The organism is Salinicola halophyticus (assembly GCF_003206695.1).
GTDB lineage: Bacteria > Pseudomonadota > Gammaproteobacteria > Pseudomonadales > Halomonadaceae > Salinicola > Salinicola halophyticus.
Genome location: NZ_PZJN01000003.1, coordinates 503,176 through 525,049, shown reverse-complemented (window position 1 = coordinate 525,049; position 21,874 = coordinate 503,176). Strand labels below are relative to the sequence as shown.

Below are 21,874 nucleotides of genomic sequence, written 5' to 3'. Positions count from 1 at the left end.
GCGACGCCTTCCACTGGTACCTGTGGATTTCCCGCGAGCAGAACGCTGTGGGTAACAGTCGTGCTCTCGATTCGGGGCCTGGCGTTCCAAACGTGTTTTGATCATTCCAGCAGCCGTGAGCGGTTGGCTTCATTAACTCTCTGGAAGATCGAGACATTTATTCACTTTGGCCAGCATAGTCAGTGGCTGGCGCCTGAATGGGCATTCGCCCATCGAGTGAGTTCGCAATATAACAGTAATGCCGAGGCAGCGGCAATTGAGCTCGCGCTGCCGGTTCCGTGCGTTAGAATGGCCGCCGCAGCGGCGTGGAAGGCGCCGCTGCGTTTCCGAGTCGCGCCATCCAGGGAGTCGAGCATGGCCGAAGGCCAGGAAGTTCAGTTTATCGAGGTCAGCGAGTCGCAGCAGGGGCAGCGCATCGACAATTTCTTGCGTACCCGGCTCAAGGGTGCGCCGAAATCGCTGATCTACCGTATCGTTCGCAAGGGCGAAGTGCGGGTCAACAAGAAACGGATCAAGGCGGACTATCGCGTCCAGGCCGGCGATCTGGTGCGGGTGCCGCCATTGCGGCTGGCCCCCGAGAGTGCGGTCAAGGAGGCCAGCGAGGGTCTGCGCAATCTGCTGGCCGGCAGCGTCGTCATCGAAGGTCCGGACTGGCTGGTCATCAACAAGCCGTCCGGGTTGGCGGTGCACGGGGGGAGCGGCGTCAAGATCGGATTGATCGAGGCGCTGCGTCAGGTGCGCGAGGATCTGGATTTTCTCGAGCTGGTGCATCGACTCGATCGGGATACCTCCGGCTGCCTGCTGCTGGCCAAGAATCGGGACTCGCTCCTCTCTCTCAATACCGCGTTGCGCGAGCGTCGGGTGGATAAAGGCTATCTGGCGCTGGTGCAGGGCCGGTGGCCGGCGCGGCGCGACTATGTCAGCGCGCGGCTGGATCGCTACGATGCCGGCAACGGTGAGCGCCGTGTCCGGGTGGACGATAACGGTAAGGTCTCGCGGACCCGATTCGCGGTGCGTGAAACCTTCCCGAAAGTGACGCTGATCGAGGCGGAGCCGGTCACCGGCCGAACTCACCAGATTCGAGTGCACGCCGCCCACGCCGGTCACGCCCTGCTGGGCGACGACAAGTACGGCACCGCGGAAGGCGGCTATCTGGCGCGATCGCTGGGTCTCGACCGGCTGTTTCTGCACGCCTTGACGCTGACGTTCCCCGATCCCAAGAGCGGGCGTCCCGTGCAGGTAAGGGCACCGCTGGAGCCGGGACTGGAAAAGGTGCTGGAGCGTGCTCGCCGTGGCCAGTGAGATGACGAAGGCAGAGGCAAGCGCCGATCGTTGGGGGCTGGCAGTCCCTCGCTGTCGTTACCGGTTGGTCATCTTCGACTGGGACGGCACCCTGATAGACTCGGCGGAGCGGATCGTTGCCTGCATGCAGACGGCCGCGCGGGAGCTGCAGTGGGGCGTGCCGAGTGCCGCCGCGGTACGCGATATCATCGGCCTGGGGCTGCCCGAGGCGATGGACCGGCTCTTCCCGGGGATCACCTCCGACGAGCAGGATCGCCTACGCGAGACCTACGGTCATCAGTTCCGTCTGGCCGATCGTATCCCGGCGCCATTTTTCCCCGGCGTCGTCCAGGGGATCGAACGTCTGCGGCTGGACCCGACTTGCCGCTTGGCGGTGGCCACCGGGAAGAGTCGTCGAGGTCTGGATCGCGCTCTGAGTCATGACGCCTGCGGCGACTGGTTCGTTGCCAGCCGGACCGCCGATCTCACACGTTCGAAACCGCATCCGCAGATGCTCGAAGAGTTGCTGGTCGAATGTGAAGTGACGGCGGAGGAGGCGGTGATGATCGGCGATACCGAATATGATCTGGAAATGGCCCGGGCGATCGGCATGGATCGTGTCGCGGTGACCTACGGGGTGCACGAGCGGGAGCGCCTGTTACGCAGTGAGCCGCGTTTCGTTGCCGAGGACTTTCCCTCACTCGTCGAATGGCTGTTGGTCTGACGGTGCGTGGGCAGACCCTGAGTGTTGAAAATCAGTAAGGAGAGGGTGGTGAGGGACGATCGACGCGATGACTGGACCCAGGGGCCTGAGCTGACACGGGAAAACGCCGAGCGGCGCAAGGCGGCGCACTCGGGTGACGGCGAATCAACCGGAGCGGATAGCGATCCCGATACGGTGCGCTTGGCTGAAGTGCGGATGATGGACCGTTGGATCGGCGGGGTGCTGGCCGAGCAGCGGCGTTCCCGGCGCTGGAAAATTTTCTTTCGTCTGCTGTTCGCTCTGCTCGTGATTGCCGGGCTCTGCCTTAGCGCCTATACCCTGTTCCTGGCGCAGGGCGACGGGATGTCGGCCGGCAAGCGCCATCTTGGCATCGTCGATGTCAGCGGGCCCATCGATGCGAACGGTCAGGCCAACGCCGAGCGCATCATCGAAGGTCTGCAGCAGGCGTGGCAGGATCCGGGCGCGGATGCGGTGGTGTTGCATATCAATAGCCCCGGCGGCAGTCCGGTGCAGTCGCAGCGTGTCTACGACGAGATTCGCTATCTGCAAGAGCAGGGCGACAAGCCGATTCTGGCGGTGATCGAGGATATCGGTGCCAGCGGCGCCTACTATATGGCATCTGCGGCGGATCGGATCTACGCCTCGCCGGCGAGTCTGGTCGGATCCATCGGCGTCATCAGTGCGGGCTTCGGTCTGCAGGGCGCGATCGACAAGGTCGGCGTCGAGCGGCGCGTGTTCACGGCCGGCGAGAACAAGGCGTTCATGGATCCGTTCTCCGAGATATCTCCGTCGCAGCGGGCCTTCTGGCAGTCGGTCCTGAATACCACGCATCGCCAGTTCATCGATGCGGTCAAGGCCGGGCGCGGGGATCGTCTCAGCGACGATCCCGAGCTGTTTTCCGGGCTGATCTGGACCGGCGAGCAGGCGAAGTCGCTGGGCCTGATCGATGACATCGGCAATCTCGAGCAGCTGTCGAGAGCGCGTCTCGGGGAAGTGAGTCTCAGAGATTACACGCCGTCGCTGGATCCCTGGTCGCTGGTCTCCAACAAGCTCACCAGCGCGGCGGCCCACTGGCTGGGACTGAGTAGTCCCGCATCGCTGGTGCGCTATCAGCTACCTTGACCGTTTCCCTGATGGCCTGCCAACGGATTCATGCCTGCCTCTCTCAGCAGCTCGCACAGCTTGATGAGAGGTAGACCTATCAGGGTGTTGGGATCATCGCCTTCGAAACGTTCGAACAGGGCAATGCCCAGGCCCTCCATGCGAAAGCTTCCCGAGCTGTCGTAAGGTCGGTCGCGCGATACGTAGCTCTCGATCTCGGCGTCGCTCAGTTCCCGAAATCGGACGTGATAAGTCTCGTGAACGACCCGATGGCGCCCCGCCCCGGTGTCGATCAGCGCAAGGCCGGTCATGAAGCTTACCCGGTGGCCCGAGAAACGGCGCAAATTGGCGCAGGCGGTCTCGAAGTTGCCGGGTTTGCCCAGGATGTCGCCGTCGAAGAGCGCCAGCTGGTCGGAGCCGATGACGAGATGATCCGGATAGTCTGCAGACACCGCCTGCGCCTTTGAGAGCGCGAGGCGGTGAGCCAGAGTGACGGCGTCTTCTCCCTCGCGTCGGCTCTCGTCGATCTCGGGGGCGGCCCATTGATAGGGAATTTCCAGGCGATCCAACAGCTGTCGCCGGTAGCGGGAGCTTGAGGCAAGTACCAGTCGAGACATGGACATCCTTATCTTGTCGGTCAGTGAAAGCCGGTCTTGTCGGGCAGTGACGCCGGCGGTGCCAGCAGTTCGAGTACGATATGTGGCATGGCCCGTGGGAGACTCGAGTCAGATCCCGTCGGAGCCTTGCCCGATGCCGGTTCGAGCCGGGGTTCTTGAACATGGCCCTGGGCCTGGTTTTCGAGCTCGGCTTTTGAGCCTGATTTTAAACACGGGTTTTAAGCCTGCCTTTTAAACAATAGGATAGCGCGATCCAAGCGCTTTGACAGGGACCCGGCAAATCCCTATGATGTCGCGCCTATGTTGACCAGACGACTTCCCCCGACCGTCGAGCCCTACCGGGCAGCGGCAAACCAAGAAACCATCGAGGGTCTCGTTGACCTCGAGAAATTGACGCGCCTGAAAGACGAGGTTGGGCCGCAGCAGGGCAGTGCAATCGTCAAGCTGCAGTTCGATGTCGATACACAGCGTCGTCATCTCATCGATGGGGAGCTGGAGGCGGATCTCATGGTCCCTTGCAGGCGCTGTCTGCAGCCCATGCCGGTGTCCGTTACGAGCCACTTCAAGCTCGCGGTCGTCAGCGATGACGCCTCGGCGGCGGAGGTGCCCAGCGACTATGAGCCGGTGCTGGTCAACAACGAACAGCTGGACCTGCTGGGGGCGGTGGAGGATGAGTTGATTCTCAGCCTGCCCCAAGTGGTCTATCACGATGAAGCCGATTGCGCGGTTTCTCGTGAGCAGATGAGCAGCGGTGACGCTTCGATCGAAAAAGCGGCCCGCCCTGACAATCCCTTCGACGTCCTCAAGTCGTTGAAGGGAAAAATTTGAACCTGAAAGACATTGACGTTGGAGTCATATCATGGCCGTTCAAAAAAACCGTAAGACCCGTTCCAAGCGTGGCATGCGTCGCGCTCACGATGCCCTGACCTCACCGGCTCTGTCTAAGGATCCGGAAACCGGTACTACGCACCTTCGTCACCACGTGGCGCCGGACGGTTATTACCGTGGCCGCAAGGTCGTCGAAGTTTAACGAAACCTCAGGCGTTTCGTCAGGCAGTGCGCATCGCCATCGATGCCATGGGCGGGGACTTCGGTCCCCGCGCCACTATTGGCGGATTGTTATTGGCGCTGGCCCGTCATCCTGAGCTGGAGCCGCTGGTCTTCGGGCCGCGAGAAGAGCTCGAAACGCTGATCGGAGAGCTGGCTCGTGCCCCGCAGGAAGCCGCCAGCGTCAAGCGCATCACGATCGTCGACGCGCCACGGGTGGTGCTGCAATCCACTCCGCCCATGGAAGTTTACGAGGATCCGACGGCAACCAGTCTCTATGGCATGCTGGAAGCGGTGCGCGAGCAGCGGGCTGTCGCCGGCATTACCTGCGGCAATACCGGCGCGCTGGTCGCGCTGGCCCGACGTGAGCTGGGTAGTGTTCCGGGTATTTCGCGCCCGGCGATCAGTTCGGCAGTGCCGACTCGCAAGGGTGGGCGCTGCTATCTGCTCGATCTCGGTGCCAGCGTCGACGTCCATGCCCGGCATCTGGTCGATTTCGCCCACATGGGGGCGCTGATGGCGCGTGTGGTAGATGGCGTGGCGGTGCCGCGCGTCGCGCTGCTCAATATGGGTATCGAGGCGAACAAGGGTGTCGCTCGCGTGCGCGAGGCGGATGCACTGTTGAGAGCGCGGGGCAGTAGCGACTTCGAATATATCGGCTATCTCGAAGGAGATGGAATCTTCTCCGGGCAGGCCGATGTCGTCGTCTGCGACGGCTTCGTCGGCAACGCCGTGCTCAAGGCAAGCGAGGGGGTGGCTCAGATGCTGCTCAAGCGGTTGCAGGCGAACTTCGACTCTCACTGGTCGACGCGTCTGGTTACGATGCTGGCACGACCCGCGCTGATGCGTTTCAAGGCGCAGCTCGACCCCGTGCGCCATAATGGCGCGAGTCTGCTCGGGCTCAATCGTATCGTGGTCAAAAGTCACGGCAACGCCGGGGCGCAGGCTTTTGCCTTTGCCATCGATCGTGCAGTGCGTGAAGTGGAAGTCGGGCTGCCGGAGCATTTTCGCGCTGCATGGTCTCAGGACGCAGCGACGCCCGTTATCTCGTCGACCGTCAGCGACGGCCGAGTGGATAGCGGGTCTCGTGATTCGACGAGATCCGACGATTCATCACTTCAAGGGTGAGCGCGATGACGCAATCACTGGCTTTGGTCTTTCCGGGGCAGGGCTCGCAGCAGATCGGCATGCTGCGAGAGCTGGCCGAACGTTACAGTGTCGTACGCACGACCTTCGATGAAGCATCGGAGGCATTGGGTTACGACCTCTGGCATGTCGTCCAGGAAGGACCCGAAGAAGAGCTCAACTCGACGGCTTGTACGCAACCTGCACTGCTGACTTCGAGCGTCGCGATCTGGCGTGTCTGGCAGGAGCTCGAGGGGCCTCGCCCCGGCATGATGGCGGGGCACAGCCTGGGCGAGTACAGCGCGATGGTCTGTTCCGGCGCACTCGGCTTTGCCGAAGGCGTGCGATTGGTTCGCCTGCGTGGCGAAGCGATGCAGCAGGCGGTGCCGGCCGGCGTCGGGGCGATGGCGGCGATTCTGGGGCTGGACGATGCCGCGGTCGAAATGGCCTGTCGCGACGCCGCTCAGTCGGAAGTGGTCTCTGCGGTCAATTACAACTCTCCCGGGCAAGTCGTGATCGCAGGCAACCAGGGCGCCGTCGATCGCGCCATCGCCCTTTGTCAGGAAGCGGGAGCCAAACGGGCTCTGCCGTTGCCGGTCTCGGTGCCGTCTCACTGCGCACTGATGCAGCCTGCCGCCGAGCGGGTCGATGCCGCCATGGCAGAGCTTGAGTTCAAGCTGCCGCGTTACGCTGTCTACCAGAACGTCAACGCAAAGGTTGCCGAGACCACCGAGGTGCTGCAGCAGCGACTGGTCGAACAGCTTTACCAGCCGGTCCGCTGGACCGACTGCGTCAACGCGATGTTCGAGGATGGCGCCTCCGTCTTCATCGAGTGCGGGCCGGGGAAAGTGCTGACCGGCTTGAACAAACGCATTCAGCGTCAGGCGAGAGGGATCGCGGTCAACGATCCCGATACCTTGTCTTCGGCGCTCGAGCTGGCGCGTGATGCGCTGGACGTCCAAGAGCCCAAGGGGTGAAATCATGACCGAACGTAGAGTGGCGCTGGTCACCGGAGCGAGCCGGGGTATCGGCCGTGCCGTGGCGCGCGAGTTGGGGCGTCAGGGGCGCATCGTCGTGGCCACGGCCACCAGCGAAGCCGGCGCTGCCAGAATCGACGACGATCTCAAGGCCGAGGGTATCGAGGGATTGGGTCTGGCGCTGGACGTGACCGATCAGAACAGTGTCGATGCGGTGTTCAAGCGTATTACCGAGACCTTCGGTGCGCCGACCATTCTGGTCAACAACGCCGGCATTACCCGCGACAATCTCTTGATGCGGATGAAGGAAGACGAGTGGGACGCGGTACTCGATACCAATCTCAAGTCGGTCTATCGTGTCTCCAAGGCTGGCCTCAAGGGGATGACGCGAGCTCGCTTCGGCCGTATCGTCAATGTCAGCTCCGTCGTCGCGATGATGGGGAATCTGGGACAGGTCAACTATGCTGCTGCCAAGGCGGGTATGGAAGGCTTCACCCGGGCCCTAGCACGCGAAGTGTCGTCGCGGGCGATCACGGTCAATGCCGTGGCGCCGGGCTTCATCGACACGGATATGACGCAGTCTCTACCGGAAGCGCAGCGTGACGCGCTTCTGAAACAGATTCCGTTGGCGCGACTGGGCCAGCCGGAGGAGATCGCCGCCGCGATTGCTTTTCTCGCCAGCGATGCAGCCGGGTATATTACCGGGGAAACGCTGCAGGTTAACGGTGGCATGAACATGCGGTAATCCTCCCGCGACGCGGGTTGCGTCGTCTGGGGGCGGTCTATAAACTACCCGCAGCTTTTTAGCTGGCGGATTCGTACCACTAGGAGTAACGACATAATGAGCACCATCGAAGAGCGCGTGAAGAAGGTTGTTGCCGAACGCCTGAACGTCAAGGAAGAGGACATTCAGAACTCCTCATCCTTCACCGAAGACCTCGGCGCGGATTCGCTGGATACCGTCGAACTGGTGATGGCGCTCGAAGAGGAATTCGACACCGAAATTCCCGACGAAGAAGCTGAAAAGATCACGACCGTTCAGGAAGCGATCGATTACATCGTCTCTCATCAGTAAGCCTGTCGTCTCCCGCTGAGGCGAGAGAAGCCAAGCTGCTAAATAGTGTCGATGACAGTATCGATGTTCGGAAAGCCGCTCTCAATGAGAGCGGCTTTCTGCATTCTGAATGACTCACACGGGAAGCGCTGTCATGAAACGGGAATATGAAACGGGAGTGCTCCACCCGGTGGTCAGGCATCGTGGCCGGAAGGCCCGGGTGTAAGGCCGGCCAGGATAGAAGGCTTGGCGGCGGCTTGGCGATGAGTTGGTGTTCCAAATCAGGGTGGCGGAAATTGAAGGGCTCGAGTGCCCGCGAGGTGTCATGCCAAAGTCCCGGCTTACGACGCCCATCTCTCGGGTTGTTCAGGTATAATTCGCGCCAGTCGGGCCGAGGTCGAGGTGGCAATCCGGCGGGACGATGACAGTCGAAGGATCGTCCTTCATGAGCCGCGCCTAAATGGCCATCAGGAAGTTCGGAGGAGATTAGATGCCGCGCAGAAGAGTGGTGGTGACCGGAATGGGGCTGGTAACGCCAGTCGGCAACACGGTCGAGGAGAGCTGGAAAAGCCTTCTTTCAGGGACGAGTGGCATCACGCCGATCGAGCATTTCGACACGACCGGTTTCAATACGCGGTTCGGTGGTGCGATCAAGAATTTCGATATCGGCGAGTATCTCAATCCCAAGGATGCTCGCAAGATGGACCTGTTCATTCAGTACGGAGTGGCCGCGGCCACGCAGGCGTTGCGTCATTCCGGAATCGAATGTACCGAGGCCAACGCCCATCGCATCGGGGTTGCCATCGGCTCGGGTATCGGTGGTCTTCCGATGATCGAGCGTAACCACGACTCTCTGCGCAAGGGTGGCGCGCGGCGGATCTCGCCGTTTTTCGTGCCAGGGTCGATCATCAACATGATCTCCGGCAGCCTGGCCATTCAGCATGGCTTCAAGGGCCCTAACATCGCCATCACGACTGCCTGTACGACGGGCACGCATAACATCGGCTACAGCGCACGCACGATCGCCTATGGTGATGCCGACGTGATGTTCTGCGGCGGAGCCGAAATGGCGACCACGCCGCTGGGTCTTGGCGGATTCTCGGCTGCCAGAGCGCTTTCCACCCGCAACGATGATCCGCAGGCCGCTAGCCGTCCCTGGGATCGCGATCGCGACGGCTTCGTGCTGTCTGACGGGGCCGGGGTGATGGTGCTCGAGGAGTACGAACATGCCAAACGCCGTGGCGCGACCATTCATGCGGAGCTGACCGGCTTCGGCATGAGTGATGATGCCTTCCACATGACCTCGCCGCCGGAAGATGGCAGCGGCGCGGCGGCGGCGATGGCCAACGCGATTCGCGACGCCGGCATCGATTCCTCGGCCATCGATTACATCAATGCGCATGGCACCTCCACCTCGGCTGGCGACGTGGCGGAAAGTCGTGCGGTCGAGCAGGTCATGGGGGATCGCGCTCGTCAGGTGGCGGTCAGTTCGACCAAGTCGATGGTCGGGCACCTGTTGGGGGCTGCCGGTGCCGTCGAGGCGATCTTCTGCGTGCTGGCGATTCGCGATCAGGTCGCGCCACCGACCATCAATCTCGACAACCCGGATGAGAACTGCGTGCTGGATTACGTACCCCACACCGCACGCGATATGCCGATTCGCACGACGCTGTCGAACTCCTTCGGGTTCGGCGGAACCAATGGTTCACTGATCTTTACTCAGGTCTAGTCAGCGATGCGCGAAGCTGCACTGCCGATCGACGATCGCGGTCTGGCCTATGGCGACGGTCTGTTCGAAACGGTACTGGTTCGGGATGGACAGCCGTTGCTGTGGGACTACCACATGGCGCGTCTCGAGCGGGGGATCGATCGGCTGGCCTTGCCGCGGCCGGACTTCGCCGCGATCCATGCGCTACCGGCGCAATGCGGGCCGGGTCTTCGGGTCCTCAAGCTGATATTGACGCGCGGTAGCGGTGGCCGGGGTTATCGCCCGCCTGAAGCGCCCGACCTGCGGTGGCGCTGGAAGGATTCGCCCTTCGAGCCGTCGCCCGGACGCTGGTTCGAAGGCGTCAAGGTACGGTGTTGCGAGCTTCGCCTGGGCATTCAGCCGCGTCTGGCCGGTATCAAGCATCTGGCCCGACTGGAAAACGTGCTGGCGCGACAGGAGTGGCAGGACGACGCGATCGCCGAAGGGCTGCTCTGTGATAGCCAGGGCCATCTGGTCGAAGCCACGGCGATGAATCTGGTCTGGCGTCGGGCGGGGCGGCTCGAGACACCGTTGCTCGATCGTTGCGGTGTCGACGGTACGCTGTTGAGCGCGCTGGACGAGGTCGTCGATCTCGATCGGGTACGCGCCGGGCTCGATACCTTGCTGACGGCTGACGCCGCTTGGCTGATCAACAGCGTTCAGGGCGTGTGGCCCATTCGCCGGCTCGATGATAGCGCCGGCAACGCGCTCAAGCAGTGGTCGCTCGAATCGAACGATACTTTCCGTCACGCTGCCCATCGGCAGTTGGGTTATCCGCTGAACCTCGGCGATTGACGCCCGTCTCATGCCCAAAAGCCGCCTCTGCGCGGCTTCCGGCGATTAAGGAACAACATGCGTGTCCTCAAAATTCTGATCGTGCTGCTGGTGGTGGCGACGATTGCGGTCTTTGGCGGGTTTCACTACTGGCAGAAACAGCTCGATGCACCGATCGCGATCGACCAATCGACGATCTACGAGGTGCCTCGCGGCGCCGCTTACACCCAGGTCGTGCATGACCTCGCGAGCCGCGGCATCATCGATGCGGCGTGGCCCTATCAACTGCTCGCGCGCATCGCGCCCCAGGCTACCCAGGGGTTACGTGCCGGGGAGTTCGAACTCGAGCCGGGGATGAACGGCCGTCAGCTCATCGCCCATCTCTCCAGCGATCAGGTCGTGACCTATCGGCTGACGATTCCGGAAGGCTGGACCTTCAAGCAGATGCGCCGCCTGCTGGATCAGGCACCTAAGCTCGATCACCGTACCCAGGACATGAGTGACGACGAGGTGATGGCGGCGCTGGGACATGCAAAGACTCACCCCGAAGGCCAGTTCTTTCCCGACACCTATCGCTATCACAAGGGGGTGACGGATACCGAGATTCTTCGCCGCGCCTACGATCGTATGCAGCAGACCCTGGCCAGCGTCTGGGACGAGCGCGACGAGGGTCTGCCCATCGACTCGCCCTACCAGGCGCTGATTCTCGCCTCTCTAATCGAACGGGAAACCGGCGTACCCGACGAGCGCGAAGAGATCGCCGGCGTGTTCGTGCGCCGCCTACAGAAGGGGATGCGGCTGCAGACCGATCCTACTGTCATCTACGGCATGGGCGACAGCTACATCGGCAACATCACTCGCGCCGATCTTCAGCGCCAGAACGCCTACAATACCTACGTCATCGAAGGCCTACCGCCGACGCCGATCGCGATGCCGGGGTTGGGCTCGTTGAAAGCGGCCGTTCACCCGGCAGAGGGCGATTCGCTCTATTTCGTGGCGAAAGGCGATGGCTCGCACCAGTTTTCCAGGACGCTGCAGGAGCACAATGCTGCCGTCCGCCGTTACATTCTGAATCGCGATTGAGATCGCGGCGCCAGCAGATCCACGACCCCGACCACAGCGACGAGACGACAGCGCATGAGTGCAGGCGATATCGAACAGCGGCGCGGCCGCTTCATCACGTTGGAAGGCGGCGAAGGCGTCGGCAAGACGACCAACGTCAACTTCGTCTGTGACTGGCTGACGGCGCGAGGGATCGAGGTGGTGCGTACCCGCGAGCCCGGCGGTACGCCCGGCGCCGAAGCGATCCGCGCACTGCTGCTGGACCCGACGCGTGAAGAGTCCTGGAGCGACGACGCCGAGCTGCTGCTGGTCTTCGCGGCTCGCGCCCAGCATCTCGCCGAGCGTATCCGCCCGGCGCTCGACCGGGGGGCCTGGGTCGTCTGTGATCGTTTCACCGACGCCACTTTTGCCTACCAGGGCGGGGGCCGCGGGGTGGATCTCGAGCGCATTCGCACCCTGGAAACACTGGTCCAGAACGGCTTGCAACCCGATCTCACGCTGCTGCTCGATGTTCCACTGATCGTCGCCGCGCAGCGTGTGGCAGGACGTGGCGCGCAGCTGGACCGTTTCGAGCGCGAGCGGGATACGTTCTTCGAAGCCGTGCGCGCTACCTATCGGTCGCGGGCCGAAGCCGACGCCCGCTTCGCGATCATCGACGCCTCGCCCTCGCTGGAGCGCGTCCAGTGCGCCATCGCCCAGTGTCTGGAACAGAGGGTGGCGCCATGGCTATGACGCCACTGCCGTGGCAGCACGATCGCTGGCGAAAGCTGATCGAGCTCCAGGATAGCGGTCGTCTCCCGCATGCCTTGCTGCTGTCGGGGCCGCGCGGTATCGGCAAGCAGCCGCTGGTCGAGGCGTTGATCGCACGCACCCTGTGCCGGGCGCCGGGCGACGTCGCCTGCGGCGAATGTCACGGTTGCCGGATGCTGGGAGCGGGCTATCATCCCGACCTTCTCAGCGTGGGGCTGGTGGAAAAATCCCGTCAGATACGCGTCGATGCGATTCGCAAGGTCAACGGTTTCGTCGCCCAGACGGCGCAGCAGGGCGGCTATCGCGTCATCCGGATCGAACCGGCCGAGGCGATGAACGTCGCCGCCTCGAACGCGCTGCTGAAAAGCCTAGAGGAGCCGGGCGAGCGGACCCTGTTCATTCTGGTCTCCGATACCCCCTCGCGGCTGTTGCCGACCATTCGCTCGCGCTGTCAGCACTGGAACCTGGTGGCGCCGCGGCCGGAGGAGGCCGAACCCTGGCTGCGAGAGCGTCTGGGCGACGGCGGCGAAGCGCGTTTCTGGCTGCGTGTCGCCGGCGGCCTGCCGCTGCTGGCCGAAGAGCTGGCCGGCGCCGACGCTCGCCAGCTGCGCCAGGATATGCGCGAACTCTTCGATGCGCTGGTCCGCGGCGGGGAGCCTGTCGGTGAAGCCGCAAGGCTCGATGCGCAGTCACTCGATCGCATACTATGGTATGGCATCGGCTGGCTCGAAGATCTGATTCGCCTCGGCCTGTCCGGCGATCCGCAGCAGGTGCGCAACAGCGATCTGCTGCCGCTCTATCGTCAGGCGGCCAAGAACGCCCGGGTCCGCGACTGGTTCCGACTGCTCGATTACGCCCGCGAGCAGCGCCGTCTGGTGGCGGCCGGTGGCAATCCGAATCCGCAGCTGGTGCTCGAGGCCTGGCTGGTTCGCTGGTCGGCCCTGCTGCGATCCTGAGCGCGCCGACGTCATCGATCTTCCCGTCGGCACCCTCGTCATTACCCACTCTGGAAATTTGCATGTTCGTCGATTCTCACTGCCATCTCGATCGCCTCGACCTGACGCCCTACGACGGCGACCTCGATCTGGCGCTGGAGGCCGCTCGGGCCCGCGGCGTCCATCGCTTTCTGGCGATCTCGACTTCGCTGGATGGCGCCCCGAATCTGGCCGAGATCGCGAGACGTCATGACGATGTCGATATCAGCATCGGTCTGCATCCGCTTCACGAGGTGGCTGTAGAATCCGGTGGAGTGGAGCCCGACAGCAAAACGATTCAGGAGTGCGCGGACCGTTACGGCGCGGTGGCCATTGGCGAGACCGGGCTCGACTTCCACTACGATAGCGTGCCGCGGGACGTTCAGCGTCGACGATTCGTTGCCCATCTGGAGGCCGCGCACGAACTCGAACTGCCGGTGGTCGTTCATACCCGCGAGGCGCGCGACGAAACCCTGGCGCTGATCCGCGAATACATCGATCCCAAGGTGGGCGGCGTACTTCACTGCTTTACCGAGGATCTCGACATGGCGCGGGAGGCGGTGAGATCGGGTTTCTACATCTCGCTGTCGGGGATCGTGACGTTCGCCAGTGCCGAGGCGCTGCGAGACGTCGCACGCCAGGTGCCGCTGGACCGGCTGTTGATCGAGACCGATAGCCCGTTTCTCGCCCCCGTTCCCCATCGCGGCAAGCCCAACGAGCCGCAGTGGGTGGTCGAGGTCGCCGAGTGCATCGCGCGGGAGCGGGGTATTACCGTCGACGAAGTGGCGATGCAGACCCGCGCCAACTTCTATCGGCTATTCTCCGCCAGTACCCCTGACGCTCAGCGTGACAATCCATTCGGGTGACGGAGTTTCATCCACGTGAAGACGTCATGATCCGGAGGCCACGATGAAACTCGATACACTGTTCCAGCAGTTCGACGGGCAAACCATACCGCCGCTCGAGCAGTGGGATCCACCTTCGTGCGGCGACATGGATCTGGTGATCATGGCCAACGGCGACTGGGTGCACGAGGGCACGCCGATCCGGCGCCCGGCGCTGGTCAGCTTGCTGAGCCGCGTGCTCCGGCGCGAAGCCGAAGGCGACTATTTCCTGGTGACGCCGGGGGAGAAGCTGCGCATCCGTGTCGAGGATCTACCGCTGCTGGTGACGGATGCCGACCCCGTGGGGGCCGACTGGCTGGCGACAACCGCCTGTGGGGATCGTGTGGTGCTGGATGGCGCCCATCGATTGTCGCTGTCGCTGACACCGGGCGGGGAGTCACTGCCCGCGCTGCCCATTCGTCACGGGCTGCAGGCCCGCCTGCACCGCAATCTGTTCTATCGCTGGGTCGAAACCGCCGAGCAGGATGGCGACGAGATCGGGCTGTGGAGCGGTGGCATCTGGCACTGTCTCGGCCGCACGGACGACGTGACGCCATGAGCGATTCGATGAGCGCGGCGACTCCCGCCGCCGCACCGAACGACGAGTTGACGGCGGAACAGCGTGCGGTGATCGGCCATCTCGAGGGGCATGCCCGCGTGGCTGCCGTCGCCGGGGCCGGCAAGACCACGACCCTGGTCCGGCGCGTACTCCATCTGCTCGCCGGCGGTGAAAACCCACGGCGCATTCTGGTGTTGATGTTCAACCGTGCGGCGCGCGACGACTTCCGCGCCAAGCTGGCGCGGGAGGCACCCGCGGGCGTCGCTTTACCGGAAGTGCGCACTTTTCACTCGATCGGCCATCGCTTGACCCAGAGCCTGACCCGCTGGGGCTATCTACCGCCGCGTCAACTGCTGCAGGCGGAATGGCAGCGGGAGCGTCTATTGCGTCAGGCGGTGATGCAGAGTCTGGAATCGACCGACAGCGAAACCCGCGAGGCGGCACTCGATGCGGACCGGCTCGAGGCTTTCGGCCAGTTCTGTGATCTGGTCAAGGCCGAGGTCGCCACGCCGTCCGAGCTGTTCGAGAAGCTCGGTTACACCGGTAGCGAACGCCACTTCATCGATGCCTTCGATGTGGCCGAGTCGTTGCTGGAATCTGCCGGACAGATGACCTATGCGGATCTGCTCTATCGCCCGCTGCGATGTCTCGAGGAGCACGCGGAGGCGCGTCGTCGCGTCGAGGGATTTCTCGGCCACGTCATCGTCGATGAGTACCAGGACATCAATGAAGCCCAACTGCGGCTGCTCAAGTTACTGTCCGGCGATGCGGCGCAGGTGATGGCAGTCGGCGACGCCAATCAGTGCATCTATGAGTGGCGGGGCGCACGCCCCGACGCGATGCTGGCGCGCTTCGATGGTCTGTTCGGTCGGGCCAGCGAGTATCCGCTTTCTTACACGTTTCGCCACGGCCATGCCCTAGCGCTGGCGGCCAATCATGCCATTCGCGGCAATCGCCAGCGCTGGGATCAGCTCTGTCTGGCGGCGCCCGGCAATCCATTGACTCGATTACAGGCAGGCGCCGGGGCCGCCAAGCTGCTCGAGGCGCTGCAGCGCTGGCATGCCGATGGCCGGCGCAGTGACGAAGCCTGCGTACTGGTCCGCAGCTGGTCGTTGTCGGTCTCGGTGCAACTTCAGCTGCTGCGGGCCGGCATACCGTTCCGTCTCGCTCAGGAAGAGCGCTTCGTGTTCCGGCTGCCGTTGGTACAGGCGCTGGCAGGCTATCTCCAGCTGGCGCGTGAACCTCGGCGGCTACACGACCCGGCCCATCTGGTTCTGCTGTTCTCCCAGCCCACGACCTTCGTCGCCCAGGATCGCGTGCGCCGTCTGGTCGAGGAACTGGCCCGGACTCAGCAGTGGCCGGCTCGCGAGGCCTCGGTGCTGGCGGGTCTCAAACCCGGCCAGCGTCGCCATCTCAAGCGTCGCTGGCAGCTGCTCTGCGAGCTTCCCAAGTTGGCGACGTGGCCGCCGGCCAAGCTGCTCGAGCATGTCGTCGATGCCATCGACGCCGAAAAGATCCTGCGGCGCTCGGCCGCACGGCGGGAGAAGGGCGACGACGATGTCCGACTGCTCGATGTGTTGATCGAACAGGCCGGCGAGTTGGCCAACGACCCCGAGGCGTTCATCGAGCTGCTGCGCAATCCAGTAGAGAACCGGCCGGATGGCGTGCTGATCAGTACCGTTCACGGTGCCAAGGGCCTCGAGTGGCCGCTGGTTGTCGTATGGGGGCTCAATGAAGAGGATTTTCCCCATTTCAGTCGCGACAATCCGCTCTCGCCGGAACGGCTGGAAGAGGAGCGACGGCTCTACTATGTCGCCATCACCCGCGCCCGGGAGCACTTGCTGCTGATCCATGACGGTGGCGATCATCGGCCGAGCCGCTTCCTCGAGGAGACCGCGCTCGAAGATTGCTCCCGCGTCGACCGGGCGATCCAGGCCGGTGCCGAAACCGCCGTCGCGGTGCGCGAGCCGGAGATGATCGGGACTTATCTGACGCGCATCGGCCTGGAGCGCGGCGGTCAGTGGGTGACACTCGAGGCCCGGGAGTCGCCGACGCCGACTCTCGACCCCGGCAGAGGCGCCGCCGTCGAGAGCGGCACCAACGCGTCGTGGCAGGTCGGAGATCGCTTGCAGCACGCAAGCTTCGGCGAGGGCGAAATACTGGTGGTGGAGGGCAACGCCGCCAACCCGGTGATCGATGTGCGTTTTGAAGCGGCCGGCCGGCGGCGTCTGATCGCGACCCGGGCGCCAGTGACCAAACTGTCCGGAAACGGGAGATGAACCATGAATGCATCCGTTCTTGTCACACCAGAAGCGCTGCGCGATAGCCTCGCCGGTGAGAGGCCACCGCTGGTTTTGGACTGCCGGGCTCGCTTGGAAAGCGCCGACGCGGGCCTTCAGCTATGGCAGCAGGCGCACATTCCCGGGAGCTATCACCTGGATATGGATCGGGATCTCTCGACGCCGCCTGGAGAAGGCGGTCGTCATCCACTTCCGACGCAGGAAGCTTTCACGGCCACGATCCAGCGTTTCGGCATCCAGCCTCTGCGTCCCATCGTGGTTTATGACGATAGAGGCGGGCAGCTGGCCGCCGCTCGAGCCTGGTGGATGCTGGCCTGTTGGGCCGCTCATCCCGATGTTCGGGTACTCGATGGTGGGTTACCTGCGTGGCAGGAGATGGAAGGTGATCTGGTCACCGATGAGCCTGAGGTAACGTCCGCCAGCGAATGGCAGCCTGCCTTTGATAATACTGTGAGGGTCCCGGTTGAACGTCTGTTGCAAGAGGGTGGCCAATTGCTGGACGCTCGCGGTGAAGCGCGTTTTCGCGGAGAAGAGGAACCCATCGATCCCGTTGCAGGGCATATTCCCGGTGCTCTCTGTCGCCCCAGTCAAGCGAACCTGGAGGCAGATGGCCGTTTCAAATCGCCGGAAAAGCTGGCGGAGGAGTTGCCGAGGGCGGAGCGGGTCACCGCTTACTGCGGCTCCGGCATCTCGGCTTGTCATGACGTGTTGGCCTACGCCGTCGCGGGTTTGCCGCTGCCTCGGCTATATGCCGGGTCCTGGAGCGAGTGGATTCGCGACCCGGCACGGCCGATCGCGACCGGCGATGCCTGACACCGCCGGTCACGGAAGCGTGCTTTCGCTGTGACGTACTACATATTCGGGTAGTTGGGCCCGCCGCCGCCCTCCGGTGCTACCCAGGTAATGTTCTGGGACGGATCCTTGATGTCGCAGGTCTTGCAGTGAATGCAGTTCTGGAAGTTGATCCGGAACTGCGGCTCGCCCGCTTCCTCGACCACTTCGTAGACCCCGACCGGGCAGTAACGCTGCGCGGGTTCCGCGTATTCCGGCAGATTCTTCGCGATCGGAATGGCCGGATCGCTCAGCTTCAGGTGGCAGGGCTGGTTCTCGTCGTGGTTGGTATTCGACAGAAAGACCGACGAGGGCTTGTCGAACGACAGCTTGCCGTCGGGTTTGGGGTAGTCGATCGGCGCCGACTCTGATGCCTTCTTCAGCTGATGATCCGGTGTGGTATCGCGCTGTAGCGGCAGCTTGCCGCCGAGCCACTGATCGACGAAGTTGAATGCGCCGCCGCCCACGGTACCGAACTTGTGAATGGCCGGGCCGAAGCTGCGACTGGCCTGCAGTTCCTGCCACGCCCAGCTCGACTCCCAGGCGTTGGTGAAATCGCTGAGTTCCTTGCCGCCCTCATCACCGGCGGCGATTGCCGCGAATACCGTTTCGGCGGCGATCAGCCCCGACTTCATCGCGGTATGAATACCCTTGATCTTGGCGAAGTTGAGCGTGCCGGCATCGCAGCCCAACAGCAGGGCGCCGGGCATCGTCATCTTGGGCAGGCAGTTGGCGCCGCCCTTGGTGATCGCACGTGCGCCGTAGGCGACGCGTTTCCCGCCCTCGAGATGGCGCTTCAGCAGCGGATGGTGCTTCATGCGCTGGAATTCGTCGAACGGCGAGAGATGAGGATTGCGGTACGCCAGGTCGACGATCAGTCCTACCATCACCTGCTGGTCATCGCCGTGATAGAGAAACCAGCCGCCGTGGCTGTCGCCGCCATGGTCCTTGTCATCCAGGGGCCAGCCGGAACCGTGCAGCACCAGCCCCGGCTCGTGCTGCTCGGCGGGGACGTCCCAGAGCTCCTTGAAGCCGATGGCGTAATGCTGGGGATCGCGACCCGCGTCGAGCTCGAAGCGTGAGATCAACTGTTTGCCGATATGCCCCCTCGCCCCCTCGCAGAACAGCGTGTACTTGGCGCGCAGCTCCATGCCGGGCATGTAATTGGCGGTTTCGCTGCCATCGGCGGCGACGCCCATGTCGCCGGTGAGAATGCCGCGAACGACGCCCGCGTCATCGACGATCGCTTCCTGCGCGGCGAAGCCGGGGAAGATCTCGACGCCCAGCGCTTCGGCCTGCTCGCCCAGCCAGCGGCAAAGGTTGCCGGCGCTGATGACGTAGTTTTGATCACTGGCACCGGTCGAACCGGCGTGGCCGGTGTTGTGCATCGACTTGGGCACCAGTGCATTGGGCAGTTTCTGCGCCTTGGCGGTGTCCTTCAGCAGGTAGAGTTCATCGCGCCGCACCGGCGTATTCAGCGGCGCGCCCCGCTCGGCCCAATCGGGGAATAGCTCGGTCAGGGCGCGCGGCTCGAATACGGCGCCGGATAGGATATGGGCCCCGACTTCCGAACCCTTCTCGACCACGCAGACCGAAAGCTCTTGCCCGGTCTCGTTAGCCTGCTGCATCAGACGACATGCCGCCGACAGGCCGCTGGGGCCTGCACCCACGATCACGACGTCGAAATCCATGGATTCACGTTCCAAACCCGATCTCCTTGCTGGCTAGCGGGGCGCTGGCGAATACGGTAGCCAGGCACGCCCGCTCGGTCTGTTTCGTCGACGGCTGCTGCCACCGTTTTTTATAGCCTAACGTCAGTCAGGTGCCTCATGTTATGCCTGAGTGCGCTTTTCTTATGCGAAGGTGCTGCTTCGGCAGCACCCCGTTGATGCGCTATCATCGCATTTTCGCCCGTCGATGTCCCCGGCGATGCACCATGCTGGAGCGGAAGACGGGCCCCGAGTTGACCTTGGCCGACGTCGACGTGATTCTATATGCGCCGACGTTTTTGCTGTCTGGCATCACGTCAAAAGGGTGGTCGTGACATATCGATCATCGACGTCGACCAGCGCCCGCCGGGTCGGTCTATCAATAGCCTGCGAGGACAACCATGCGAGGCCACTCATGAAAGTACTCGTCGCGGTCAAACGCGTCATCGATTACAACGTCAAGATCCGGGTCAAGGCGGATCACTCCGACGTCGATCTGACCAACGTCAAGATGGCCATGAACCCGTTCTGCGAAATCGCGGTGGAAGAGGCCGTTCGTCTGAAAGAGAAAGGCGTCGCCTCGGAAATCGTTGCCGTCACGGTGGGCCCCAAGGCCGCTCAGGAACAGCTGCGCACGGCGCTGGCGCTGGGTGCCGATCGCGCCATTCACGTCGAGACCGACGAACGTGTCGAGTCGTTGACGGTGGCCAAGCTGCTCAAGGGTGTGGTCGACGAAGAGAAGCCCGATCTGGTGATCCTGGGTAAGCAGGCGATCGATACCGACAACAACCAGACCGGCCAGATGCTGGCGGCGTTGACCGATATGGGGCAGGGCACCTTTGCTTCCGAGGTCGCTTTCGGCGAGGGCGTCGAAGCCGGTGAGGTTCGCGTCACTCGCGAGATCGACGGCGGCCTGCAGACCGTCGCGCTCAAGCTGCCCGCCGTGGTAACGACCGACCTGCGACTGAACGAGCCACGCTACGCCAAGCTGCCGGATATCATGAAGGCCAAGAAGAAGCCGCTGGAAACCAAGACACCGGAAGCGCTGGGTGTGGCCGTGTCCAGCGGGCTCACGCTGCTCAAGGTCGAGACGCCTGCCGAGCGCAAGGGCGGCGTCAAGGTAGGCTCCGTGGATGAGCTGATCGACAAACTCAAGAACGAAGCCAAAGTGCTTTGATAGGAGCTGATCGCATGAGCATTCTGGTTCTGGCCGAGCACCACAACGGCCAACTGGCCGCCGGCACCGCGCATGTCGTCGGTGCCGCGCAGGCCATCGGTGGCGACATCGATCTTCTGGTCGCGGGTGAGAACGTTGGCGGTGTCGCGGAAGCTGCCGCCAGACTCGACGGCGTCGCCCGCGTGCGGGTGGCCGACAATCCGGCGTACGCCCACCAGCTGCCCGAGCCGCTGGCGGATCTGCTGGTCGCGCTGGCCGATGAATACAGCCATGTACTGGCCGCGGCTTCGACCGAGGGCAAGAACGTGCTGCCGCGATTGGCCGCGCTTAAGGATGTCTCGCAGATTTCCGAGATTCTGGGCGTCGAGAGCGCCGATACCTTCACGCGTCCGATTTACGCCGGCAACGCCATCGCCACGGTGCAGTCGAGCGATCCGCTCAAGGTGATCACCGTGCGCACCACGGCATTCGATGCGGTTAGCGAAGGCGGCGCGGCCTCCATCGAGGCGCTCGATTACATTGCCGACAGCGCGTGTTCGCGTTTTATCGGCGAAGAGCTTGCCCAGAGCGAGCGCCCGGAGCTGGGCGGCGCTCGAGTCGTGATTTCCGGTGGCCGTGGCATGGGTAACGGCGACAATTTCAAACTGCTCGACGGAATCGCCGACAAGCTGGGCGCTGCCGTCGGCGCGTCGCGGGCGGCGGTCGATGCCGGTTTCGTGCCCAACGACATGCAGGTCGGCCAGACCGGCAAGATCGTCGCTCCCGATCTCTACATTGCCGTGGGTATCAGCGGCGCGATTCAGCACCTGGCGGGGATGAAGGACTCCAAGGTGATCGTGGCGATCAACAAGGACGACGACGCGCCGATCTTCCAGGTCGCGGATTACGGTCTGGTGGGCGATCTATTCGAGATCCTGCCCGAGCTGGAACAGAAGCTTTAGGGGCTGTTGCTGTTCGCGCCTGCAAGCCGCGTTCGACCCAACCGGTGCCTGAGGGCACCGGTTTTTTTATGGCGGTGTCTTTTTTAAGGCGGTGTCTTGTTGATGAGAGGCGTCGGTCCGGCGACATGCTCGCCAGCGAAAACAGAGGTGATAACGCCGAGAAAACGAGACGATATCATGCGGATTGATAATTGTTCTTGTTTGTATTAGCGTATCGCATCGAATTCAGCGGCGTTACAT

The 21,874-nt window shown here is 63.2% G+C and carries 22 protein-coding genes; 20 read left to right on the top strand and 2 right to left on the bottom strand.

Annotated elements, in window-relative coordinates:
• The first annotated feature begins 354 nt into the window (after positions 1-354).
• From DOM58_RS04525 to sppA, 3 genes are read left to right on the top strand one after another with little or no spacing between them, the layout of a single operon-like run.
• A complete protein-coding gene (locus DOM58_RS04525) occupies positions 355-1,302 on the top strand; it encodes an RluA family pseudouridine synthase (protein WP_075561284.1) in 948 nt (315 codons plus the stop codon).
• A 1-nt stretch (position 1,303) separates the two neighbouring features.
• Entirely contained in the window at positions 1,304-2,005 is a 702-nt protein-coding gene (locus DOM58_RS04520) for an HAD-IA family hydrolase (RefSeq protein ID WP_110692059.1), read from the top strand.
• A 48-nt stretch (positions 2,006-2,053) separates the two neighbouring features.
• Positions 2,054-3,127 carry a signal peptide peptidase SppA gene (gene sppA / locus DOM58_RS04515; protein ID WP_110691909.1) on the top strand — a complete coding sequence of 358 codons (1,074 nt, stop codon included), beginning with the start codon at positions 2,054-2,056 and terminating at the stop codon, positions 3,125-3,127.
• Here the strand turns inward: sppA and DOM58_RS04510 are convergent.
• Positions 3,115-3,723, bottom strand: coding sequence for a Maf family protein (locus tag DOM58_RS04510; protein ID WP_110691908.1), 609 nt, complete (start codon positions 3,721-3,723; stop codon positions 3,115-3,117). The genes sppA and DOM58_RS04510 overlap by 13 nt on opposite strands.
• 300 nt (positions 3,724-4,023) lie before the next feature.
• Here DOM58_RS04510 and DOM58_RS04505 point away from each other — a divergent pair, with 300 nt between their 5' ends.
• The 15 genes from DOM58_RS04505 to DOM58_RS04435 all read left to right on the top strand — a co-directional run bounded on the left by DOM58_RS04505 (position 4,024) and on the right by DOM58_RS04435 (position 17,789).
• Complete coding sequence (locus tag DOM58_RS04505) at positions 4,024-4,551, top strand: YceD family protein (RefSeq protein WP_110691907.1); 528 nt, start codon at positions 4,024-4,026, stop codon at positions 4,549-4,551.
• 31 nt (positions 4,552-4,582) lie between these two features.
• Complete coding sequence (gene rpmF, locus DOM58_RS04500; protein ID WP_075561288.1) at positions 4,583-4,753, top strand: 50S ribosomal protein L32; 171 nt, start codon at positions 4,583-4,585, stop codon at positions 4,751-4,753.
• Between the two features lie 26 nt (positions 4,754-4,779).
• On the top strand, positions 4,780-5,898 hold the full coding sequence (gene plsX, locus DOM58_RS04495) for a phosphate acyltransferase PlsX (RefSeq protein ID WP_110691906.1): 1,119 nt from the start codon (positions 4,780-4,782) through the stop codon (positions 5,896-5,898).
• Positions 5,899-5,903: 5 nt separating this feature from the next.
• On the top strand, positions 5,904-6,872 hold the full coding sequence (gene fabD / locus DOM58_RS04490; RefSeq protein WP_110691905.1) for an ACP S-malonyltransferase: 969 nt from the start codon (positions 5,904-5,906) through the stop codon (positions 6,870-6,872).
• 1 nt (position 6,873) lies between these two features.
• Entirely contained in the window at positions 6,874-7,617 is a 744-nt protein-coding gene (fabG, locus tag DOM58_RS04485; protein WP_110692058.1) for a 3-oxoacyl-ACP reductase FabG, read from the top strand.
• A gap of 96 nt (positions 7,618-7,713) precedes the next feature.
• The gene (gene acpP, locus DOM58_RS04480) at positions 7,714-7,947 is read left to right on the top strand and encodes an acyl carrier protein (RefSeq protein ID WP_075561292.1); all 234 of its coding nucleotides are present in this window, start codon (positions 7,714-7,716) and stop codon (positions 7,945-7,947) included.
• 469 nt (positions 7,948-8,416) lie between these two features.
• Positions 8,417-9,655 (top strand): beta-ketoacyl-ACP synthase II, encoded by a 1,239-nt coding sequence (gene fabF / locus DOM58_RS04475; RefSeq protein ID WP_075561293.1) that lies wholly within the window; start codon positions 8,417-8,419, stop codon positions 9,653-9,655.
• A gap of 6 nt (positions 9,656-9,661) precedes the next feature.
• The gene (gene pabC / locus DOM58_RS04470; RefSeq protein ID WP_110691904.1) at positions 9,662-10,468 is read left to right on the top strand and encodes an aminodeoxychorismate lyase; all 807 of its coding nucleotides are present in this window, start codon (positions 9,662-9,664) and stop codon (positions 10,466-10,468) included.
• Between the two features lie 57 nt (positions 10,469-10,525).
• A complete protein-coding gene (mltG, locus tag DOM58_RS04465; RefSeq protein WP_075561295.1) occupies positions 10,526-11,530 on the top strand; it encodes an endolytic transglycosylase MltG in 1,005 nt (334 codons plus the stop codon).
• Between the two features lie 54 nt (positions 11,531-11,584).
• Entirely contained in the window at positions 11,585-12,241 is a 657-nt protein-coding gene (gene tmk, locus DOM58_RS04460) for a dTMP kinase (RefSeq protein ID WP_110691903.1), read from the top strand.
• Positions 12,232-13,215, top strand: a complete 984-nt coding sequence (locus DOM58_RS04455) for a DNA polymerase III subunit delta' (protein WP_110691902.1) — start codon at positions 12,232-12,234, stop codon at positions 13,213-13,215. Before tmk ends, DOM58_RS04455 begins: the two co-directional genes overlap by 10 nt.
• A gap of 62 nt (positions 13,216-13,277) precedes the next feature.
• Positions 13,278-14,099: a TatD family hydrolase gene (locus DOM58_RS04450; RefSeq protein WP_110691901.1), complete on the top strand. Its 822-nt coding sequence runs from the start codon at positions 13,278-13,280 to the stop codon at positions 14,097-14,099.
• Positions 14,100-14,142: 43 nt separating this feature from the next.
• Positions 14,143-14,676 (top strand): DUF1285 domain-containing protein, encoded by a 534-nt coding sequence (locus DOM58_RS04445; RefSeq protein WP_110691900.1) that lies wholly within the window; start codon positions 14,143-14,145, stop codon positions 14,674-14,676.
• Positions 14,673-16,955 carry an ATP-dependent helicase gene (locus DOM58_RS04440; protein WP_245392149.1) on the top strand — a complete coding sequence of 761 codons (2,283 nt, stop codon included), beginning with the start codon at positions 14,673-14,675 and terminating at the stop codon, positions 16,953-16,955. The genes DOM58_RS04445 and DOM58_RS04440 overlap by 4 nt, the downstream gene beginning before the upstream one ends.
• A gap of 3 nt (positions 16,956-16,958) precedes the next feature.
• Positions 16,959-17,789, top strand: coding sequence for a sulfurtransferase (locus tag DOM58_RS04435; RefSeq protein WP_110691899.1), 831 nt, complete (start codon positions 16,959-16,961; stop codon positions 17,787-17,789).
• Between the two features lie 38 nt (positions 17,790-17,827).
• Here DOM58_RS04435 and DOM58_RS04430 read toward each other — a convergent pair whose 3' ends face one another.
• The gene (locus DOM58_RS04430; protein ID WP_110692056.1) at positions 17,828-19,498 is read right to left on the bottom strand and encodes an electron transfer flavoprotein-ubiquinone oxidoreductase; all 1,671 of its coding nucleotides are present in this window, start codon (positions 19,496-19,498) and stop codon (positions 17,828-17,830) included.
• A 433-nt stretch (positions 19,499-19,931) separates the two neighbouring features.
• Here DOM58_RS04430 and DOM58_RS04425 point away from each other — a divergent pair, with 433 nt between their 5' ends.
• Together DOM58_RS04425 and DOM58_RS04420 are read left to right on the top strand one after the other, a co-directional pair.
• The gene (locus DOM58_RS04425) at positions 19,932-20,693 is read left to right on the top strand and encodes an electron transfer flavoprotein subunit beta/FixA family protein (RefSeq protein ID WP_075561301.1); all 762 of its coding nucleotides are present in this window, start codon (positions 19,932-19,934) and stop codon (positions 20,691-20,693) included.
• Between the two features lie 14 nt (positions 20,694-20,707).
• Entirely contained in the window at positions 20,708-21,634 is a 927-nt protein-coding gene (locus DOM58_RS04420) for an electron transfer flavoprotein subunit alpha/FixB family protein (RefSeq protein ID WP_110691898.1), read from the top strand.
• The last annotated feature ends 240 nt before the right edge of the window (positions 21,635-21,874 follow it).

What these genes read in the sequence shown, in the direction of transcription:
- fabD (WP_110691905.1), top strand. Translation starts at nt 5,904, where the DNA reads ATGACGCAATCACTGGCTTTGGTCTTTCCGGGGCAGGGCTCGCAGCAG.
- pabC (WP_110691904.1), top strand. Translation starts at nt 9,662, where the DNA reads ATGCGCGAAGCTGCACTGCCGATCGACGATCGCGGTCTGGCCTATGGC.
- DOM58_RS04420 (WP_110691898.1), top strand. Translation starts at nt 20,708, where the DNA reads ATGAGCATTCTGGTTCTGGCCGAGCACCACAACGGCCAACTGGCCGCC.
- fabF (WP_075561293.1), top strand. Translation starts at nt 8,417, where the DNA reads ATGCCGCGCAGAAGAGTGGTGGTGACCGGAATGGGGCTGGTAACGCCA.
- DOM58_RS04425 (WP_075561301.1), top strand. Translation starts at nt 19,932, where the DNA reads ATGAAAGTACTCGTCGCGGTCAAACGCGTCATCGATTACAACGTCAAG.
- DOM58_RS04520 (WP_110692059.1), top strand. Translation starts at nt 1,304, where the DNA reads ATGACGAAGGCAGAGGCAAGCGCCGATCGTTGGGGGCTGGCAGTCCCT.
- DOM58_RS04430 (WP_110692056.1), bottom strand. Translation starts at nt 19,498, where the DNA reads ATGGATTTCGACGTCGTGATCGTGGGTGCAGGCCCCAGCGGCCTGTCG.
- rpmF (WP_075561288.1), top strand. Translation starts at nt 4,583, where the DNA reads ATGGCCGTTCAAAAAAACCGTAAGACCCGTTCCAAGCGTGGCATGCGT.
- acpP (WP_075561292.1), top strand. Translation starts at nt 7,714, where the DNA reads ATGAGCACCATCGAAGAGCGCGTGAAGAAGGTTGTTGCCGAACGCCTG.
- DOM58_RS04435 (WP_110691899.1), top strand. Translation starts at nt 16,959, where the DNA reads ATGAATGCATCCGTTCTTGTCACACCAGAAGCGCTGCGCGATAGCCTC.
- DOM58_RS04450 (WP_110691901.1), top strand. Translation starts at nt 13,278, where the DNA reads ATGTTCGTCGATTCTCACTGCCATCTCGATCGCCTCGACCTGACGCCC.
- mltG (WP_075561295.1), top strand. Translation starts at nt 10,526, where the DNA reads ATGCGTGTCCTCAAAATTCTGATCGTGCTGCTGGTGGTGGCGACGATT.
- DOM58_RS04445 (WP_110691900.1), top strand. Translation starts at nt 14,143, where the DNA reads ATGAAACTCGATACACTGTTCCAGCAGTTCGACGGGCAAACCATACCG.
- DOM58_RS04525 (WP_075561284.1), top strand. Translation starts at nt 355, where the DNA reads ATGGCCGAAGGCCAGGAAGTTCAGTTTATCGAGGTCAGCGAGTCGCAG.
- tmk (WP_110691903.1), top strand. Translation starts at nt 11,585, where the DNA reads ATGAGTGCAGGCGATATCGAACAGCGGCGCGGCCGCTTCATCACGTTG.
- DOM58_RS04440 (WP_245392149.1), top strand. Translation starts at nt 14,673, where the DNA reads ATGAGCGATTCGATGAGCGCGGCGACTCCCGCCGCCGCACCGAACGAC.
- DOM58_RS04455 (WP_110691902.1), top strand. Translation starts at nt 12,232, where the DNA reads ATGGCTATGACGCCACTGCCGTGGCAGCACGATCGCTGGCGAAAGCTG.
- DOM58_RS04505 (WP_110691907.1), top strand. Translation starts at nt 4,024, where the DNA reads ATGTTGACCAGACGACTTCCCCCGACCGTCGAGCCCTACCGGGCAGCG.
- DOM58_RS04510 (WP_110691908.1), bottom strand. Translation starts at nt 3,723, where the DNA reads ATGTCTCGACTGGTACTTGCCTCAAGCTCCCGCTACCGGCGACAGCTG.